The 17,178-nt window shown below is 68.7% G+C and carries 17 protein-coding genes; 9 read left to right on the top strand and 8 right to left on the bottom strand.

Features of this window, described 5'->3' with window-relative positions; genetic code table 11:
* Positions 1 to 108 precede the first annotated feature (108 nt).
* The 6 genes from ladS (at position 109) to HMPREF1224_RS22510 (ending at position 7,609) form a co-directional block, all read left to right on the top strand.
* Positions 109 to 2,496 (top strand): hybrid sensor histidine kinase/response regulator LadS, encoded by a 2,388-nt coding sequence (ladS, locus tag HMPREF1224_RS22535; RefSeq protein ID WP_010793413.1) that lies wholly within the window; start codon positions 109 to 111, stop codon positions 2,494 to 2,496.
* A gap of 105 nt (positions 2,497 to 2,601) precedes the next feature.
* The gene (locus HMPREF1224_RS22530; RefSeq protein WP_010793412.1) at positions 2,602 to 3,249 is read left to right on the top strand and encodes a TetR/AcrR family transcriptional regulator; all 648 of its coding nucleotides are present in this window, start codon (positions 2,602 to 2,604) and stop codon (positions 3,247 to 3,249) included.
* Positions 3,246 to 4,895 carry an acyl-CoA dehydrogenase family protein gene (locus HMPREF1224_RS22525; protein WP_003122024.1) on the top strand — a complete coding sequence of 550 codons (1,650 nt, stop codon included), beginning with the start codon at positions 3,246 to 3,248 and terminating at the stop codon, positions 4,893 to 4,895. Before HMPREF1224_RS22530 ends, HMPREF1224_RS22525 begins: the two co-directional genes overlap by 4 nt.
* Positions 4,896 to 4,906: 11 nt before the next feature.
* On the top strand, positions 4,907 to 5,338 hold the full coding sequence (locus HMPREF1224_RS22520; RefSeq protein WP_003093139.1) for a PaaI family thioesterase: 432 nt from the start codon (positions 4,907 to 4,909) through the stop codon (positions 5,336 to 5,338).
* A gap of 54 nt (positions 5,339 to 5,392) precedes the next feature.
* Positions 5,393 to 6,892 (top strand): AMP nucleosidase, encoded by a 1,500-nt coding sequence (gene amn / locus HMPREF1224_RS22515; protein WP_003119204.1) that lies wholly within the window; start codon positions 5,393 to 5,395, stop codon positions 6,890 to 6,892.
* 150 nt (positions 6,893 to 7,042) lie between these two features.
* Positions 7,043 to 7,609, top strand: a complete 567-nt coding sequence (locus tag HMPREF1224_RS22510) for an SEC-C metal-binding domain-containing protein (protein WP_010793411.1) — start codon at positions 7,043 to 7,045, stop codon at positions 7,607 to 7,609.
* Here the strand turns inward: HMPREF1224_RS22510 and HMPREF1224_RS22505 are convergent.
* Positions 7,567 to 8,652: an MBL fold metallo-hydrolase gene (locus HMPREF1224_RS22505; protein ID WP_010793410.1), complete on the bottom strand. Its 1,086-nt coding sequence runs from the start codon at positions 8,650 to 8,652 to the stop codon at positions 7,567 to 7,569. The genes HMPREF1224_RS22510 and HMPREF1224_RS22505 overlap by 43 nt on opposite strands.
* A gap of 138 nt (positions 8,653 to 8,790) precedes the next feature.
* Here HMPREF1224_RS22505 and HMPREF1224_RS22500 point away from each other — a divergent pair, with 138 nt between their 5' ends.
* On the top strand, positions 8,791 to 9,360 hold the full coding sequence (locus HMPREF1224_RS22500) for a pseudouridine synthase (RefSeq protein WP_003114324.1): 570 nt from the start codon (positions 8,791 to 8,793) through the stop codon (positions 9,358 to 9,360).
* A 33-nt stretch (positions 9,361 to 9,393) separates the two neighbouring features.
* Here the strand turns inward: HMPREF1224_RS22500 and HMPREF1224_RS22495 are convergent, their stop codons facing one another.
* The 3 genes from HMPREF1224_RS22495 to HMPREF1224_RS22485 all read right to left on the bottom strand — a co-directional run bounded on the left by HMPREF1224_RS22495 (position 9,394) and on the right by HMPREF1224_RS22485 (position 10,807).
* Entirely contained in the window at positions 9,394 to 9,786 is a 393-nt protein-coding gene (locus HMPREF1224_RS22495; RefSeq protein WP_003093127.1) for a globin, read from the bottom strand.
* 100 nt (positions 9,787 to 9,886) lie between these two features.
* Entirely contained in the window at positions 9,887 to 10,096 is a 210-nt protein-coding gene (locus tag HMPREF1224_RS22490; RefSeq protein WP_003093125.1) for a DUF2788 domain-containing protein, read from the bottom strand.
* A 201-nt stretch (positions 10,097 to 10,297) separates the two neighbouring features.
* The gene (locus tag HMPREF1224_RS22485) at positions 10,298 to 10,807 is read right to left on the bottom strand and encodes an Lrp/AsnC family transcriptional regulator (protein ID WP_003119210.1); all 510 of its coding nucleotides are present in this window, start codon (positions 10,805 to 10,807) and stop codon (positions 10,298 to 10,300) included.
* A 447-nt stretch (positions 10,808 to 11,254) separates the two neighbouring features.
* Between HMPREF1224_RS22485 and HMPREF1224_RS22480 the strand changes: the two genes are divergently transcribed.
* Entirely contained in the window at positions 11,255 to 11,938 is a 684-nt protein-coding gene (locus HMPREF1224_RS22480; RefSeq protein ID WP_031628409.1) for a DUF6515 family protein, read from the top strand.
* On the opposite strand, the gene fieF is transcribed toward HMPREF1224_RS22480, so the two are convergent.
* A complete protein-coding gene (fieF, locus tag HMPREF1224_RS22475; protein WP_003093118.1) occupies positions 11,931 to 12,827 on the bottom strand; it encodes a CDF family cation-efflux transporter FieF in 897 nt (298 codons plus the stop codon). The genes HMPREF1224_RS22480 and fieF overlap by 8 nt on opposite strands.
* 88 nt (positions 12,828 to 12,915) lie before the next feature.
* On the bottom strand, positions 12,916 to 13,332 hold the full coding sequence (locus HMPREF1224_RS22470) for a hypothetical protein (RefSeq protein WP_003093116.1): 417 nt from the start codon (positions 13,330 to 13,332) through the stop codon (positions 12,916 to 12,918).
* Between the two features lie 141 nt (positions 13,333 to 13,473).
* On the opposite strand from HMPREF1224_RS22470, the gene hrpB reads away from it, so the two are divergent.
* Positions 13,474 to 15,990: an ATP-dependent helicase HrpB gene (gene hrpB / locus HMPREF1224_RS22465; RefSeq protein ID WP_010793407.1), complete on the top strand. Its 2,517-nt coding sequence runs from the start codon at positions 13,474 to 13,476 to the stop codon at positions 15,988 to 15,990.
* A 10-nt stretch (positions 15,991 to 16,000) separates the two neighbouring features.
* Here hrpB and HMPREF1224_RS22460 read toward each other — a convergent pair whose 3' ends face one another.
* Together HMPREF1224_RS22460 and HMPREF1224_RS22455 are read right to left on the bottom strand one after the other, a co-directional pair.
* Positions 16,001 to 16,408: a hypothetical protein gene (locus HMPREF1224_RS22460; RefSeq protein ID WP_003093113.1), complete on the bottom strand. Its 408-nt coding sequence runs from the start codon at positions 16,406 to 16,408 to the stop codon at positions 16,001 to 16,003.
* Positions 16,409 to 16,431: 23 nt separating this feature from the next.
* The gene (locus tag HMPREF1224_RS22455) at positions 16,432 to 17,166 is read right to left on the bottom strand and encodes a substrate-binding periplasmic protein (RefSeq protein ID WP_003159347.1); all 735 of its coding nucleotides are present in this window, start codon (positions 17,164 to 17,166) and stop codon (positions 16,432 to 16,434) included.
* Positions 17,167 to 17,178: the final 12 nt, after the last annotated feature.

The raw sequence follows: 17,178 nt of genomic DNA, 5'->3' as shown, positions 1-17,178 counted from the left end.
CGTGGCGTGTGCTAAAGTTCGGCGAATATTCATACAACGCTCGCCAAGGGCGGACCATGACGAGGGAGGTGGGGCTCCCGGTCCGTTCGAGGAGCACTGCGGGGCATCATGCGGCACTGGCTGATTCTCTTTCTTCTTGCGTTGCCGTGCCTGGCGGGTGCGGTGAGCTTCAACGAGCAGGTCGAGCGCCTGCCGCTGGGGCAGTCCATCGACGTGTTCGAGGACGTGCGCGGTAGCGCCGATATCAACGACATCACCTCGCGGGCCATCGACAGCAGCTTCCGCCGCCATGACAAGGACGTGCTCAATGCCGGCTATTCGCGCTCGGTGTTCTGGTTGCGCCTGGACCTGGACTACCGGCCGGTCGCCTCCAGCGATCCGCGCACCTGGCTGCTGGAGCTGGCCTATCCGCCGCTGGACAAGCTCGACCTCTACCTGCCCGATGGCCAGGGCGGCTACCGCCTCGCCCAGCGCACCGGCGACACATTGCCGTTCGCCAGTCGGCCGATCCGGCAGAACAACTACCTGTTCGAACTCGGCCTCGAGCCGAACAAGCCGCAGCGTGTCTACCTGCGGCTGGAAAGCCAGGGGTCGATCCAGGCGCCGCTGACCCTGTGGTCGCCCAAGGCCTACCTGGAGGAGCAGCCCGAACGCATCTATGTGCTCGGCATCATCTATGGCGTGCTGCTGGTGATGCTGATCTACAACCTGTTCATCTTCCTCAGCGTCCGCGATACCAGCTATCTCTACTACATCCTCTATATCGCTTCGTTCGGGCTCTACCAGGTCTCGGTGAACGGCGCCGGCATCGAGTACTTCTGGCCCGACAGCCCCTGGTGGGCGAACGCCGCCACGCCATTCCTGATCGGTTCGGCGGCGCTGTTCGGCTGCCAGTTCGCGCGCAGCTTCCTGCATACCCGCGACCACAGCGTGTGGGTCGACCGCGGCCTGCTGGCGCTGATGGCGGTCGGCGCGCTGGTCATGCTGATGGCGCTGACCATGAGCTACGCCGTGGCCCTGCGCCTGGCCACCTACCTGGCGCTGGCCTTCACCGGCCTGATCTTCGCCGCCGGCATCCTCGCCTGGCTGCGCGGCATGCGCGTGGCGCGCTATTTCATCATCGCCTGGACCGCCTTCCTTCTCGGCGGCATCGTCAACACCCTGATGGTCCTCGGCTACCTACCGAACATGTTCCTCACCATGTATGCCAGCCAGATCGGTTCGGCGCTGGAGGTGGGCTTGCTGTCGCTGGCGCTGGCCGACCGGATCAACGCGATGAAGGAGGAGCGCGCGCGAATCCTCCAGGAGTCCAGCCGCAAGCTGGAAGCGCTGAACCAGGAACTGGCCAACAGCAACCGCCTGAAGGACGAGTTCCTCGCCACCGTCACCCATGAACTGCGCACCCCGATGAGCGGGGTGATCGGTTCGCTGGAGCTGATGCAGACGGTGCCGATGGACGTCGAACTCGCCGAGTACCAGCGCACCGCCGCCGGTTCGGCGCGGGACATGATGCGGATGGTCAACGACATCCTCGCCCTCATCGAACTGCAGGCCGGCAAGCTCTACCCGCGCCGCGAGCCGTTCAGCCTGCGCGGCCTGTTCGACAGCCTGCGCGCGCAGTACGCGCCGCGCGCCGAGGAGAAGGGCCTGCGCTTCGCCCTGCAACTGGACGACAGCCTGCCGGATACCCTCGAAGGCGATGCCGGCAAGCTGGCCCAGGCGCTGGGCTACCTGGTCGACAACGCGATCAAGTTCACCGCCAGGGGCAGCGTGACCCTGCGCGTCGCCGCCGGGCGTACCCATGACGGGGTGGCGCTGCGGGTGGAAGTGATCGACACCGGCATCGGTTTCGACATGGCCGCCGGCAGCGACCTCTACCAGCGTTTCGTCCAGGCCGACAGCTCGTTGACCCGTGGCTACGGAGGCCTCGGCATCGGCCTGGCTCTGTGCCGCAAGCTGGTGGAGCTGCTTGGCGGCGAGCTGACCCACGAGTCCCGGCCGGGACAGGGCAGCCGCTTCCTCCTGCGCCTGCAACTGACCCAGCCGGCCCAGGGCATGGCGCCGCCGCCGCGGCGCGCCGGCGGGCAGGCGGTGCGGCGTCCCGAGGAGTGCACGGTGCTGGTGGTGGAGGACAACGCCATCAACCAGTTGGTGACTCGCGGCATGCTGCTCAAGCTCGGCTACCGGGTGCGCACCGCCGACAACGGTAGCGAAGCCCTGGAGTTGCTGGCGCGCGAGCGGCCGGACGGCGTACTGCTCGACTGCCAGATGCCGGTGATGGACGGCTTCGCCACCTGTCGGGCGATCCGCGCGCTGCCCGGCTGCGCGGAACTGCCGGTGCTGGCGTTGACCGCCCACAGCCACAGCGGCGATCGCGAGCGCTGCCTGGCGGCGGGCATGAGCGACTACATGGCCAAGCCGGTCAAGTTCGAAGAGTTGCAGACCCTGCTGCACGATTGGCTGCTGTGCCAGCCGATCGTCACCAAGACTGCCTGAAGCCGTTCCGCGGCTGGCTGAAATGCCGGCCTGCGCGACCTGTATGTCTCTTTAGGCAAAGCCTGAAGCGTGATTCACTGGGAAAAAGTGAATCCGGATTCAGTCATGGTCTATCGTGTCACCGAACGCCGCCTGCAACGCGATTCCGCGCTGCGCGAGCACATCCTCCAGCTAGGCCTGCGGCGTGTCGCGGAGGGCGGTTTCGCCGCGCTGACCATGCAGGCCCTGGCCGACGACGCGGGGATCGCCACCGGCAGCCTGTACCGCCACTTCCGGGGCAAGGGCGAGCTGGCGGCGGAAATCTTCCGCCGCGCCAGCCAGCGTGAGGTCGATGCCCTGGCCGTCGTTCTGCGCGGTCCCGGCGCGCCCGCCTGGCGCCTGGCCGAGGGCTTGCGGCGCTTCGCCGCGCGCGCCTGGAGCAGCCAGCGGCTGGCCTTCGCCCTGATCGCCGAGCCGGTGGATCCTGAAGTCGACGAGCAGCGCCTGCGCTATCGCGAGGCCTACGCCGCACTGTTCGTCGAACTGCTCGAGGAGGGCCGGCGCAGTGGCGCATTCCAGCTTTCCCTGGTGCCGCTTGCCGCGGCCTGCCTGGTCGGGGCCATCGCCGAGGCGCTGGTCGGCCCCTTGTCTCCCCCGGCGCGCGCCGCTCGCGACAGCGGCCAGCCGGAACCGAGTCTGGAGCCGGTGAGTACGGCTCTGGTGAACTTCTGCCTGCGCGCGGTGGGCGCGCCTGTCTGCGAGGAACCCTCATGAACCTGCACCAGTACGCCGAAACCCACGAAGTGACCAACCAGGTACCGTCGCTGGATGGCGCCAACCTCTACCGCCTCGACCTGCCTCTCCAGGAGTGGGTGCGTCGCTACCAGGGCGGCTGGGCCGAGGAGCGCCTGCAGCGCTACGGTGAGCTGGCCGGCGGCCCGCTGATGGCGGCCGGCTTCCTGGCCAACCAGCACAAGCCGGAGTTCCATAGCCACGACCGCTACGGCAACCGCGTCGACCTGGTGGAGTTCCATCCCGCCTACCACGAGCTGATGCGCGCCGCCATCGAGCACGAACTGCCCTCGCTGCCCTGGACCGACCCGCGCCCCGGCGCCCAGGTGGCGCGGGCCGGGCTGTCCTACCTGCACAGCCAGGCGGAGGCCGGCACCGGTTGCCCGTTGACCATGACGTACGCCAGCGTGCCGGCGATTCGCCTGCAGGCGGACCTAGCCGAGAAATGGCTGCCGAAGATCCTCTCCCGCGAGTACGACCCGCGCAACGTGCCGATGGAGCAGAAGGCGGGCGTCACCATCGGCATGGCGATGACCGAGAAGCAGGGCGGCACCGACGTCCGGGCCAATACCACGCGGGCCTACCCGGTGGGGATTCCCGGACCGGGGCAGGCCTACGAACTGGTCGGGCACAAGTGGTTCTGCTCGGCGCCGATGTGCGACGCCTTCCTCACCCTGGCCTACACCGACAAGGGCCTGACCTGCTTCCTGCTGCCGCGCCACCGGCCGGACGGCAGCCGCAACCAGTTCTACATCCAGCGCCTGAAGGACAAGCTGGGCAACTGGTCGAACGCCTCCAGCGAAATCGAGTATCGCGGCGCCCTGGCCTGGATGGTCGGCGAAGAGGGCCGTGGCGTGCCGACCATCATCGAGATGGTCGCCATGACCCGCTTCGACTGCATGATCGGCTCCAGCGCACTGATGCGTCAGGCGTTGACCCAGGCCGCCCACCACTGTGCCTACCGCAAGGTCGGCGGGCGGGTGCTGGCCGAGCAACCGCTGATGCAGAACGTGCTCGCCGACCTGGCCCTGGAAAGCGAGGCGGCGCTGGCCCTGACCCTGCGCATGGGGCATGCCCTGGACCGTGCCCACGACGAGCAGGAGGAGAAGTTCGCCCGCCTGGTCACCGCGGTGGGCAAGTACTGGATCTGCAAGCGTGCCCCGGCGATGATCAACGAAGCCTCCGAATGCATGGGCGGTGCCGGCTACGTCGAGGAAACCATCCTGCCGCGGCTGTACCGCGAGGCCCCGGTGAACTCGATCTGGGAAGGTTCCGGCAACGTGCAGTGCCTGGACGTGCTGCGTGCCCTGTCGAAGGAGCCGGGGGTGCTCGACGCGTTGTTCGCCGAACTGGGCGACGGCCATGGCGACGCCCGTCTCGCCGCGCACATCGGCAACCTCAAGGCGGCCTTCGCCGACACCGCCGACATCCAGTACCGCGCCCGCCAGCTCACCGAGGACGTGGCGATCGCCCTGCAGGCCAAGCTGTTGCTGGAAGCCGGCAACTCCGCGGTGTCCGACGCCTTCATCGGCAGTCGCCTGGGGGACGGCGGGCGGGTCTACGGCACCCTGCCGCGCGGCGTCGAGGTCGAGGCGCTGTTGGCTCGCGCCACCCCGCACCTGGCCTGAGGCGCGTCGCGATGCAGGCGCATCCGCGCTACCGGGAGCTGGTCGAGCAGGGCTTCGCCGCGGCCAGTTTCGTTGGCGACCTCGGCATCCGTCCGCTGGACTGCGGGCCGGGTTGGGTCGAAGCGGGGCTGGACATCCTGCCCCGCCACGCCCAGCAGAACGGCTTCATCCATGCCGGGGTCCAGGCGACCCTGGCCGACCATGCCGCCGGGGCCGCCGCCGCGACCCTGGTGGAGGAGGGGCAGACGGTGCTGACCCTGGAGTTCAAGCTCAACCTGTTGCGCCCGGCGCTTTGCCAGCGCCTGTTGTGTCGCGCCGAGGTGCTCAAGGCCGGGCGCCAGGTGACGGTGGTCGAGGCCGAGGTGTTCGCCGAGCGGGACGGTCGGCGGCACCTGTTCAGCAAGGCCACCGTGACCATGGCGGTGGTGGCGCTGGCCGAATGAGGTAACGGGAGAAAAGCGCTGTGTTTTCCTGTCGGTACAGGCAAGATGTTTTCCATGCGAACCGACAGGAAGCCCACCATGAGTATCGATTCCGACGACGGGTTCGTCGTCGCCCGCACGGCCGAGGAGGCCGTCGACCGTCTTGCCGAGCTGCACCGCCAGGCCACCGCGGCGCTGAGCCAGGCGCTCAAGCGCTACATCAAGGAGCGCATCGAGCCAAGCGAGGCCGAGCGGCAGAACTTCCACTACCCGCAACTGCGCATCGGCTACCGCTGCCAGGGCGAGGTGCCGTCCACCACCCGCGCCTACGCCAAGGTCCAGGTGCCGGGCGAGTACAGCGTTACCGTCACCCACCCCGACGCCTTCCGCAAGTACCTGCTGGAACAGTTGCGTCCGCTGATGGACGATTTCACCGTGCAGGTGCAGGTCGGCCCGAGCCAACAGGACATCCCCTATCCCTACGTGGTCGAGCAGGGCGACGAGCTGGCCGGCTCCGGGGTGACCGCCGCCGAGCTGGCGCGGGTGTTCCCCAGCACCGACCTGTCCGCCGCTTCCGACGACATCGCCGACGGCCTCTACGAATGGGAACGCGCCGACCAGTTGCCGCTGGCGCTGTTCGACGCCGCGCGGGTGGACTTCTCCCTGCGCCGCCTGGTGCACTACACCGGCAGCGACTGGCGCCACGTGCAGCCGTGGATCCTGCTGACCAACTACCACCGCTACGTCGACCAGTTCATCCGCCTCGGCCTGACCCGCCTGCGCGAGGACCCGCGCTTCGTGCGCATGGTCCTGCCGGGCAACGTGATCATCGAACGCGGGATGGACGAAGGCGAGGCCAACGCCATCGTCGCCGGGGTGGTCTGGCACCGCTACCAGATGCCGGCCTACCACCTGATCGCCGCCGATGGCGACGGCATCACCCTGGTCAACATCGGGGTCGGCCCGTCCAACGCGAAGAACATCACCGACCACCTGGCGGTGTTGCGTCCGCATTGCTGGCTGATGATCGGCCACTGCGGCGGCCTGCGGCAGTCGCAGACCATCGGCGACTACGTACTGGCGCACGCCTACATGCGCCGCGACGGCATCCTCGACCGCGCGCTGCCGCCGCACATCCCGATCCCGGCGCTGGCCGAAGTCCAGGTCGCCTTGCAGGAAGCCGCCGCCGAAGTCACCGGCGAGCGCGGCGAGTCGCTCAAGCGACGCTTGCGCACCGGCACCGTGCTCACCTACGACGACCGCAACTGGGAGCTGCGCTGGGCCCAGGAGCGGCCACTGATCAACCTGGCGCGGGCCATCGCGGTGGACATGGAGAGCGGCACCATCGCCGCCCAGGGCTACCGCCTGCGGGTGCCCTACGGCACGTTGCTGTGCGTCTCGGACAAGCCGCTGCACAGCGAGATCAAGCTGCCCGGCTCGGCCAACGCCTTCTACGAGCGCGCGGTGAACCAGCACCTGCGGATCGGCATCGCCGCCCTCGATCTGTTGCGCAGCCAGCTCAACTCGCTGCACTCGCGCAAGCTGCGGAGTTTCGACGAGCCGCCGTTCCGTTGATCGGACGCGCCGCGGTTTCCGTGCGGAAACCGCGGCGCGCTTCTACGCCTTGCGGCGCCGAGGCCCTACAATGATGGCCCTTCGCCCTGCGTGGAACCGCGGCGCCCTCTGCCGGTCGGAACGACCACGCCTGCCATCGATGTGAGCCCCATGCCGTTCAGCGTCCCCACTCATCTCAGCAACCCGCTCCGTCGCTTCGCCCGCCGCCTGGTACCCGATGCCGCGCCGGAAGTGGCAGCGCCGTTGCCGATGCCGGAAAGCCTGGCCGGCGAACCGTGGTTCTCGGTCGGGCGGGCGGTCGAGGCCCTCGGCGGCGAGCGGGTCGATGGCTGGATCCTGGAAGAATGGCGTGGCTTGGCCCTGCGCGCGCGTTTCAGCGCTTGCTGGCGCGATCCGCGCGGCAACCTGTGGAATGTCCTGCCGCAGGCGGGCGCCATCGCTTTCCTGGCCGACCCGCAGCGGCGCTACGAAGGCGTGCCGCTGGCCGACCAGTACCAGGCGCTCAGCCGCGATGTCCTGCTGGAAGACTACCTCGGCCTGCGGCGCCAACTGGCCCGCGCCGGCCTGGACGATGAGGCCCGCGAGCGCCTGGCCGGGATGGCCGCGCGCCTGGAAAGCTGGCTGGCCCTGGGCGGCCGTGGCGACCAGGCTTGTCCGTGCGGCAGCGGCAAGCGCTACCGCAACTGCTGCTCCCGCCTGGTGGCCCCGGCCTCCTGAGCGACGTTGCGCGGTGCGACGCGCCACTGCTCGCCGGGTTTCGGCGTGCCGAAGGTCGCCGGGTCCACGCCTTGGCTGCGCAGCGCCGCCTGGAGCGCCTTGGGCGGGTCGTCCTGCTGTTCGTCGGTGAGATTGAAGGTACCGAAGTGGATGGCCATGCTGGTCTGCGCCTGCAGCGTGCGATGGGCCTGCACCGCGTCGTCGGGATTCATGTGGTGGTCGCGCATGAACCAGCGCGGCTCGTAGGCGCCGATCGGCAGGGCGGCGAAACGCATCGCCCCGAAGCGCTGGTTGATCAGCCCGAACTCCGGGCCGAGCCCGGTATCGCCGGGAAACAGCAGCGGGCCGTCCGGCGAGTCGATGACGAAGCCGAGCCAGAGCGTGCGGTTGGTGTCGCTGCGGGTGCGCGACGACCAGTGCTGCACCGGTACGCCATGCAGCGTCAGGCCAGCGCCCAGCGGCACGGCCTGCCACCAGTCGATCTCCACGACGTCGGCGAAACCTGTCTGGCGGATCAGCCCGGCGTTGCCCAGGCCGCTGACCACCTTGGCCGTCGGCCAGCGCCGGTGGAGCTGGCGCAGGGTTTCCAGGTCGAGGTGGTCGTAGTGGTTGTGGCTCACCAGCACCAGGTCGATCGGTGGCAACTGGTCGAGCGTCAACCCGGGCGGATGGTGGCGCTTCGGGCCGATGAAGGCGAGCGGGCTGACCCGTTGCGACCAGACCGGGTCGGTGAGGATGTTCAGGCCGCGGTGCTGGATCAGCAGGGTGGCGTGGTTGATGTAGGTGACCCGCAGTTCTTCGCCGCGGGCGCGCTCGTTCATCCTTGGCGGCGTTGCCGTCGGCGGCAGGGCGACCCACGGGCGTTGCGGCGGGCGGTTCCACTGCCACTTGAGCAGGTCGCGCAGGCTCTTGTGCGCGGTCGGCTGGATATTGCGGAAACGTTCGCCGTCGAAATGGTCCGAAGGCGGACCCTGATAGGCGCTGCCAGCGCAGCCGGCCAGGGTCAGCAGGCTGATCAGCCAGGTGGGACGCAGGGAGGGCATGAGGGGATGCTCTTGCGGTCAGGCTCTCGGACAACCTAGCATGCCGCCCGGTACCCCGATCAAGCCAACTCGTTTCCAGTCATGTCCCGTCCACCGCGTCCTTCCCCGCGTTATCCCGTCCGCCCTGCGCCACGCCGGGTGGCCAAGGCGCCGCCGAGCGAGCCGAAGCTGCTGCTGTTCAACAAGCCGTTCGACGTACTGACCCAGTTCAACGACGAGCAAGGGCGTTCGACCCTCAAGGACTTCATCCCGGTGCCGGGCGTGTATCCGGCCGGGCGCCTGGACCGCGACAGCGAGGGCCTGTTGCTGCTGACCAACGACGGTCGCCTGCAGGCGCGCATCGCCGACCCCCGGCACAAGCTGCCGAAGACCTACTGGGTGCAGGTCGAAGGTACGCCGGACGAGGAGCAATTGCGGCGCCTGCGCGAGGGCGTGACGCTCAACGACGGCCCGACGCTGCCCGCCGAGGCGCGTCTGCTGGATGAGCCGACGTTGTGGGAGCGGGTGCCGCCGGTGCGTTTTCGCAAGTCGGTGCCGACCCACTGGCTGGAATTGGTGATCCGCGAGGGGCGCAATCGCCAGGTGCGGCGGATGACGGCGGCGGTGGGCTTGCCGACGCTGCGGCTGGTGCGGGTGCGGATCGGCCCCTGGAGCCTGGACGGCCTGGGCCTCGGGGAATGGCGGGAAGTGCCGGCGCGGCTGGACTGACGAGAGGGGCGTCGTCCAGCGGGCGCGGAACGATCAGTAGTACGACTTGATCACGGCGATGCCGCGACCCATCACGTCGCGCCAGGCGTCGCGGGTCTCGGCGTCGCAGTCGCGGTCGTGCTCGGCGACCGCCATCAGCAGGGCGTCCAGCCACAGGTCGTAGAGTTCCGGGCGGATATCCAGCGCGGCGCGCGAATGGCTGGCGCCGAGGGCGCGCAGCTTGCTGTCGGACATGCCGCGGGCGTACATCACCAGGTTCATGATCCCGGCACGCAGCAGGTGTTTCTGCGCAGTCATGTCGGTGGTGGCGAACTTGGCGCGAATCTGCGGGGAACTGGCAAGGAAATGCCGGTAGAAATCATCGAAGAATCCGGTGCTGGCACAGCAGCGTCCATAACTCTGCATGACGCGGTCGGCGGCGTTCATGGCGACTCCCTTGTTCTAGGCAATGGCAAGGCGAGCCGGCCCCGTTGGCCGGGGCCGGCGGATGATTACGAGTGGTTGGATGACGCGCGTGGCGCCGGGGTTACATGCCCGCGCCTTCGAGGCTGCCGATGACCAGGCCCTTGATGATGAAGCCCAGTACGCCCAGGCCGAGGGCGAAGAACAGGATCAGGGTTCCGAACTTGCCGGCTTTCGACTTCTTCGCCAGGTCCCACACGATGAAAGCCATGAACAGGATAAGCACGGTCACCAGACCGGTCATCATCCACTCTTCGAACAGTTCGGGATCCATTGGCAACCTCCGGATTTTCAAGCAAACGAAGTCCGGCTCGCGGTCGGACGGAGCGTGCCATGGGGGGCGGGCAAGGCGTTTATCGTTCTACGAGCAGGCTGCTCTTTATATGCGGGGGCCACGCGGGCATGACAACTGAAACAGGCTGCCGATTATACGGCATGCCGCCTGTTCCGTGTCATGTCCCAGGTCTCGCTACGATCAATCGCGCAGGTGCTCCAGCGGCAGTTCGGTACTCGCCAGCACCTGGTTGAGGACGAAGCTGGAGCGCACGCTGGAGACCCCCTCGATGCGCGTCAGGGTACCCAGCAGGAGTTTCTGGTAATGGTCCATGTCCGGCACCACGACCTTCAACTGGTAGTCCGCGTCCATCCCGGTGACCAGGCTGCACTCCAGCACTTCCGGGCATTTGCCGATGACTTCCTGAAAATGTTCGAAGCGTTCCGGGGTGTGTCGGTCCATGCCTATGAGGACGAAGGCGGTGAGGCTCAGGCCGAGTTTCTTGCGGTCCAGCAAGGCTACCTGGCGGACGATGTAGCCGTCGTCCTCGAGCTGCTTGACCCGTCGCGAACAGGGCGATGGCGACAGGCCTATCCGTTCTGCCAGTTCCTGGTTGGAGATGCGTGCGTCGCGCTGGAGTTCTTCGAGGATACGCAGGTCGTAGCGGTCGAGTTTGTTCATGGCGAGGATTTCTTTCAGGTTGATTGCCATCGGCAAGGTGAATTTGAGTGATTTATTGCGCAATCAAGGTTCTGGTGAGCAATATTAGCAATCATTGGTCGCGCCTGGCGACGTATTCTTTTACCCAGATTCACGGCCCGGACATCTCGTCCATCACGGCTCGCCCAATCAGGCCAGCCGTGGCCGCCGACCCTACAGGGTTGCGCCGGCCTCCGGGTTGCACACCGCCCAGAAGGTGGAGTGAGGTGAGCCGTCGCCAACAGCGCCGAGCCAGGACAGTTACCCCAGAAGGGAGGTCGACGGGCCTCCCTTTTTCTTTGCCCGCGATCCGGCCCGTGCCGCGCTTTTACCCATTCTTTACCCGGCGTTTACCCACCCTTGGCGGAAAACGGCGGAAAGTCGTTCCCGGGATCATTCGAACGTGGCCGGGCGACCAGGCCCGGGGCGAGGCAGACGATGAACGGTGGATGGTGGCGAATGCTCGGGGTGGGCGCTCTCTCGCTGTGCCTGTGCGTCCAGGCGCAGGCCGACGACGGCCGAGGGGGACGCGGTGGAGCCGGCGGCGAGCGCGGTGTTGCCCACGGACAACCGGGACCTGGCCGCGGCGAAGCGCATGGCGGCAGTTGGGGACCGCATCCCGACTGGCGTCCGGGCCGGGTGGTGGAGGCCTTGCCGCGCGGACACCTGCGGGTGCCCTATCGCGGCGGCGAGTATTTCTTCGACGACGGCTACTGGTACCGACCCGACGGCCCGCGCTATGTGCTGGTCGTGCCGCCCCGCGGGGTGCGCGTCCGCAGCCTGCCGCCCTATGCGGAGCAGGTCTGGCTGGGCAGCGTGCTGTACTTCCTTGCCGCCGGCACTTACTACCTGTGGCATGCCGACACCCGTGAGTACGAAGTAGTCAGCCCGCCGCCGCGGGCAGCGGGACCCGTTTATCCGGTCAGCGGGCCGGCCGCCAGCTACGACGTGGTGGCCTACCCCGCGCGCGGCCAGGGGCCCGACCAGCAGGGCCGCGACCGCTACGAGTGCCACCGCTGGGCGGTGGGCGAGAGCGGCTTCGACCCGGCGGGGGCGACCTACGCGCCGGCCGCCGAGGTCGCCAACGGCTACCGCCGGGCCATGGCCGCCTGCCTGAGCGGGCGCGGCTACAGCGTCAACTGACGGTTTCCTTGCCGACCACTTCCTGCGGGTCGGCATGGATCAGCACCTCGGCCTTCGGGTATTCGCGCTTGATCGCCAGCACTGCGCGGTCGGTCAGGGCGTGGGCCACCGACAGGCTCAGCTCGCCGGGCAGTTCGAGGTGCAACTGGACGAACCAGTGGTTGCCGGAAATCCGCGTGCGCACGTCGTGCGCGCCGAGCACTCCCGGCACGCTGCAGGCGAGTTCGCGCATGCGCTCGCTGATGTCGGTAGGCAGTTCCCGGTCCATCAGGATCGACACCGACTCGCGAGCGATCTGCAGGGCGCTCCAGAGGATGTACAGGGCGATGCCCAGGCCGAACAGGCCGTCGCTCTGTGGCCAGCCGTAGCGGGCCAGGAGCAGTGCCACGAGGATGCTGGCGTTGAGCAGCAGGTCCGAGCGGTAGTGCAGCGAGTCGGCGCGTATCGCGGTGGAACCGGTGCGGCGGATGACGTGGGTCTGGAAGGCCAGGAGAAGGGCCGTGAGCAGCAGCGACAGCAGCATCACCGCGATGCCCCAGGTGGCCGCGCCGAGGGGCTGCGGGTCGCGCAATTGCTCGACCGCCTGGATAGCCACCAGCACCGCGCTGGCACCGATGAACATGGCCTGGGCCAAGCCGGCCAGGGCCTCGGCCTTGCCGTGGCCGTAGCGGTGGTCGTCGTCGGCCGGGCGTAGCGAATAGTGCACCGCCAGCAGGTTGAGCAGCGAGGCGGCACTGTCCAGCAGGGAGTCGGTGAGGCCGGCGAGCAGGCTCACCGAACCGCTCAGCCACCAGGCAATGGCCTTGCCGATGACCAGGGTGACGGCGACACCGAGCGAGGCCAGGGTGGCCAGGCGCAGCAGGCGGGCGTGGGGGGAATCGGGACTCATGGGGCGCTTCTGTCAGGAGGGACGGCGCCACTGTAAACCAACCGGGCGGCGACCGGGCACTGACGCACGGTCGCGCTCGGAGGGCGGATCAGGCGGCCGGCTTCAGGCCATAGGCCGCCAGTTGCTCGACGCTGCCGCTGTGGCGGATCAGGCGCGGGTCGTCGAGCGGCAGTTCACGGCCGATCTCGCGTTCGAGGATGGCCTTGAGCTTGCGGTTGTCGACCTTGCCGTCCGCGCCGACGGCATCCTTGAGCACTTCCGGGGCGACCGAGTACTTGGCGTCGGGCAGGTAGATGGCGCCGGTGGCGAAGTCGACGCCGAAGGCGATCAGGCCGGGGATGATATAGAACAGCAGGCCGATGGCGTCGAAGGCGACGATGGCCGGATCGATGCGACCGTCGATCTGGCCGCGTCGCTCGGGGTAGAACAGCGTACCGCAGGCCGACAACTGGCTCAGCAGGGCTGCACTGAGAACGGCACAGGAAACGCGGGTGGCAAGGCGCATGTATGACCTCCGGGTGAACATGACGGCGAACTATAGCAATCGACCAGCGTTCGGCAATCTTCTGCCGCGACGATGACGATAAGACCGTCGAAAGCGCCTGCCGGTTCGCCGGTATACTTCGTCGGTCAGTCCGGAGCCAGCATGATTTCCCTACCCATCGACGCCGTTGTTCCCGCCCTGCGCCAGGCCCTTGGTGCACAACACCAGGCCGTCCTGGAAGCCCCGCCGGGTGCCGGCAAGACCACCCGGGTGCCGCTGGCCCTGCTCGACGAGCCCTGGCTCGCCGGCCAACGCATCCTCATGCTCGAACCGCGACGCCTGGCGGCGCGGGCCGCGGCCGAGCGGCTGGCCGCCGAGCTGGGCGAAAAGGTCGGCGAGACCGTCGGCTACCGGATCCGCCTGGAGAGCAGGGTCGGCCCGAAGACCCGCATCGAAGTGGTCACCGAGGGTATCCTTGCCCGTCGCCTGCAAGACGACCCGGCGCTGGACGGTGTCGGCCTGGTGATCTTCGACGAATTCCACGAGCGCAGCCTGGATGCCGACCTGGCCCTGGCGCTGACTCTCAATGGCCGCGAACTGTTGCGCGACGAGCCGCCGCTGAAAGTGCTGGTGATGTCGGCGACCCTGGAGGGCGAGCGTCTTGCGGCGCTGCTCGGCGAAGCGCCGGTGGTGCGCAGCGAGGGCCGCATGTTCCCGGTGGATATCCGCTGGGGACGGGCGGCGCAACCCGGCGAGTTCATCGAGCCGCGGGTGCAGCAGGCGGTGCTCCAGGCGCTGGCGGAGGAAAGCGGCAGCGTGCTGGTCTTTCTTCCCGGCCAGGCCGAGATCCGCCGCGTTCACGAAGGCTTGCGCGAGGCCCTTGACGGTCGCCCCGAGGTGCTGCTCTGCCCGCTGCATGGCGAGCTCGACCTCGCCGCCCAGCGCGCCGCCATCGAGCCGGCGTCGCGGGGCACGCGCAAGGTGGTGCTGGCGACCAACATCGCCGAGACCAGCCTGACCATCGACGGCGTACGGGTGGTGATCGACGCCGGCCTGGCGCGGGTGCCGCGCTTCGATCCGGGTAGCGGCATGACCCGCCTGGAGACCCAGCGCATCTCCCGCGCCTCCGCTACCCAGCGTGCCGGCCGCGCAGGGCGCCTGGAGCCGGGCGTATGCTACCGCTTGTGGTCGGAGAGCCAGCATGAGCAGTTGCCTGCCTACGGCACGGCGGAAATCCTCCAGGCCGATCTGGCCGGGCTGGCCCTGCAACTGGCGCGCTGGGGCGTGGCGCCGGAGGAGCTGGCCTGGCTCGACGCGCCGCCCGCGGCGGCCTACGCCCAGGCCCGCGAGCTGCTCGGGCGGCTGGGGGCGCTGAACGCCAGCGGCGCGTTGAGTGCCCATGGCCAGGCGATGGCCGAATTGCCGACCCATCCGCGCATTGCCCACCTGCTGCTGCGCGGCCAGGCCCTCGGCCTTGGCGAACTGGCTTGCGACGTAGCGGCGCTGCTCGGCGAACGTGACATACAGCGTGGCGGCGGCGCCGACCTGCACAGCCGTCTCGCCCTGCTCGCCGGCGAGGCCCGCGCTGGCGCCTCGCGCGGCGCGGTACAGCGCGCCCGGCAACTGGCCCGGCAGTTCCGCGGTTACCTGCGCGGCGCCGCCAGCGAGGCGGTCGTCGATCCCGGCCATCCGCGCTGGCTGGGTTGCCTGCTGGCCTTCGCCTATCCCGACCGCATCGCTCGCCAGCGCCGCGCCGGCGGCGGCGACTACCGGCTGGCCAATGGACGCGCTGCGCAGTTCGGCGAACCGGACAGCCTGATGAAGCTGCCCTGGCTGGTGATCGCCGATCTGGGCAGCCGCCAGGGCCAGCGCGAAGAGCGGATCTACCTGGCCGCCGAACTCGATCCGAGGTTGTTCGATACGGTCCTGGCGGAGCAGGTCAGCCAGCGCGACGAGCTGCAGTGGGACGAGCGCGAAGGCGTGCTGCGCGCCGAGCGCCAGCGCCGGGTCGGCGAACTGGTGCTGTCCAGCGAGGCGCTACCCGGCCTCGACGAAGCGGCGCGCAGCCAGGCGCTGCTCGGCCTGGTCCGGCGCAAGGGCCTGGAGTTGTTGCCCTGGACCCCGGAACTGCGCCAGTGGCAGGCGCGCATCGGCTTGCTGCGCCGGCTGGACCTGGAAGACAAGGGCGAGAGCGAGTGGCCGGACGTCAGCGACGCCGCGTTGCTGGAACGGTTGGAGGAATGGTTGCCGGCCTATCTCGGCAAGGTCACCCGCCTGGCTCACTTCGCCAACCTCGACCTGGCTTCGATCCTCGCCGGGCTGTTGCCCTGGCCATTACCGCAGCGTCTCGACGAGTGGGCACCGAAAACCCTGGAAGTCCCCTCCGGCTCGCGCATCCGCCTGGACTACAGCGAAACCCCGCCGATCCTCGCGGTGCGCCTGCAGGAACTGTTCGGCCTCGGCGACACTCCGCGCATCGCCCAGGGCCGCCTGGCAGTGAAGCTGCACTTGCTGTCTCCCGCGCATCGCCCGGTGCAGGTGACCCAGGACCTGGCGAACTTCTGGCGCAGCACCTATGCGGAAGTCAGGAAGGACCTGAAGGGACGCTATCCGAAGCATTATTGGCCGGACGACCCGCTGGTGGCCGAGGCCACTGCCCGGGCCAAGCCACGTAAGTAGTCGACGGCGCTCAGAGCACCCGGGTCAGGTCGTCGTCGAGGAAGTGCCGGAAACTCAGGCGCTGGCCGTCGGCGAAGTCGAAGTGGCTGTCCAGGGTCGGGCCGTTGAGGACGAACTCCAGGGCCAGCAGGCGCACACCGACCAGGCCGCGCTGCCGGCCGAGGTCGTGCAGGCGGTACTCGCCCGGGCCTTCGTCGTTCTCGCAGGGCCGCGGCGCTTCGCCGCTGCGCCAGAACACCGTCTCGCCCTCGAAGTAGAGGCGATACCAGCGTTGCTCGAACTGCAGGTAGACCACGTTCACCGGATCGGCCGGACGGCCTTCCCACCACCATTCCTGGATCAGCAGCGACTGGCAGACCTGTCCGCGCAGGGCGGGCTGTTCGCCGTTGATCGTGCAGCAGGGGATGGCGGTATGCATCGGGCTCCTCCTCCGGGGTCGGTTCACAGCAGGGACAGGTCGGCGCCGTCGCTCCGCAACTGGTCGTAGGCCTGGTCCAGGCGGTCGCGCAGCGCTTCGGCGCCGGGAATGTGGCGCGAGACGATCATCCGCAGCGGCAGGCGGTACAGTTCCTGGCTTGCCAACGCCTGGCGGCTGGCCGCTTCCACCGGCGCCTGGTAGTCGAGCAGGTAGTCGCCGCGCCCGAGTTCGAGCATGCGCAAGGCGGCGTGGTGGGTGCCGGTGCGGTACAGGCGCAGGTGCAGGTTGGGGTCCTGGATGAAGTCGGTGACCGGTTTCCAGTAGCTGTAGCCGCTGATCAGGATCAGCCGGCGTCCGGCCAGGTCCTGGGGAACCCGCGGTGCCGGATGGTGCGCCGGGTAGTACAGGTTCAGGCTGACGTGGCCGAGCACGCGCCGCGCCTGGAGGGTGTCGGCGGCCAGCTCCGGCTTGGCCGCGCCGGCCCACAGCGCCACGCTGCCATCCTGCAGCCCCAGGTACAGGCGCGCGCTGGGCAGGGCGCGGAACGCCGGACGATAGCCGGCCCGCTCCAGCAGCAGGCGGACCAGGCGGGCGCCGGAACCGGCGGCGTGGCCATCCCGGGCGGTATAGATGTAGGGGGGGAATTCGTAGTAGCCGACGTTCAACGACGGCCTTGCGTCCTGCGCATGGAGCTGCGGGGCGGCCAGCAGGGCGAACGCCAGCAGCGCGAGCAGGGGCGTTGTGGTGCGTAGGGGCATGGTGTGCGGCCT

The sequence above is a fragment of the Pseudomonas sp. P179 genome (genome assembly GCF_000478485.2).
Lineage (GTDB): Bacteria > Pseudomonadota > Gammaproteobacteria > Pseudomonadales > Pseudomonadaceae > Pseudomonas > Pseudomonas aeruginosa.
Note: the sequence above shows the minus strand (reverse complement) of the source record. Positions and strands in the feature narration are given on the sequence as shown.

Excerpts from the sequence above, each read along its gene's own strand:
- ladS (WP_010793413.1), top strand. The coding sequence starts at position 109 with ATGCGGCACTGGCTGATTCTCTTTCTTCTTGCGTTGCCGTGCCTGGCG.
- HMPREF1224_RS22530 (WP_010793412.1), top strand. The coding sequence starts at position 2,602 with ATGGTCTATCGTGTCACCGAACGCCGCCTGCAACGCGATTCCGCGCTG.
- HMPREF1224_RS22525 (WP_003122024.1), top strand. The coding sequence starts at position 3,246 with ATGAACCTGCACCAGTACGCCGAAACCCACGAAGTGACCAACCAGGTA.
- HMPREF1224_RS22520 (WP_003093139.1), top strand. The coding sequence starts at position 4,907 with ATGCAGGCGCATCCGCGCTACCGGGAGCTGGTCGAGCAGGGCTTCGCC.
- amn (WP_003119204.1), top strand. The coding sequence starts at position 5,393 with ATGCGAACCGACAGGAAGCCCACCATGAGTATCGATTCCGACGACGGG.
- HMPREF1224_RS22510 (WP_010793411.1), top strand. The coding sequence starts at position 7,043 with ATGCCGTTCAGCGTCCCCACTCATCTCAGCAACCCGCTCCGTCGCTTC.
- HMPREF1224_RS22505 (WP_010793410.1), bottom strand. The coding sequence starts at position 8,652 with ATGCCCTCCCTGCGTCCCACCTGGCTGATCAGCCTGCTGACCCTGGCC.
- HMPREF1224_RS22495 (WP_003093127.1), bottom strand. The coding sequence starts at position 9,786 with ATGAACGCCGCCGACCGCGTCATGCAGAGTTATGGACGCTGCTGTGCC.
- HMPREF1224_RS22490 (WP_003093125.1), bottom strand. The coding sequence starts at position 10,096 with ATGGATCCCGAACTGTTCGAAGAGTGGATGATGACCGGTCTGGTGACC.
- HMPREF1224_RS22485 (WP_003119210.1), bottom strand. The coding sequence starts at position 10,807 with ATGGCAATCAACCTGAAAGAAATCCTCGCCATGAACAAACTCGACCGC.
- HMPREF1224_RS22480 (WP_031628409.1), top strand. The coding sequence starts at position 11,255 with ATGCTCGGGGTGGGCGCTCTCTCGCTGTGCCTGTGCGTCCAGGCGCAG.
- fieF (WP_003093118.1), bottom strand. The coding sequence starts at position 12,827 with ATGAGTCCCGATTCCCCCCACGCCCGCCTGCTGCGCCTGGCCACCCTG.
- HMPREF1224_RS22470 (WP_003093116.1), bottom strand. The coding sequence starts at position 13,332 with ATGCGCCTTGCCACCCGCGTTTCCTGTGCCGTTCTCAGTGCAGCCCTG.
- hrpB (WP_010793407.1), top strand. The coding sequence starts at position 13,474 with ATGATTTCCCTACCCATCGACGCCGTTGTTCCCGCCCTGCGCCAGGCC.
- HMPREF1224_RS22460 (WP_003093113.1), bottom strand. The coding sequence starts at position 16,408 with ATGCATACCGCCATCCCCTGCTGCACGATCAACGGCGAACAGCCCGCC.
- HMPREF1224_RS22455 (WP_003159347.1), bottom strand. The coding sequence starts at position 17,166 with ATGCCCCTACGCACCACAACGCCCCTGCTCGCGCTGCTGGCGTTCGCC.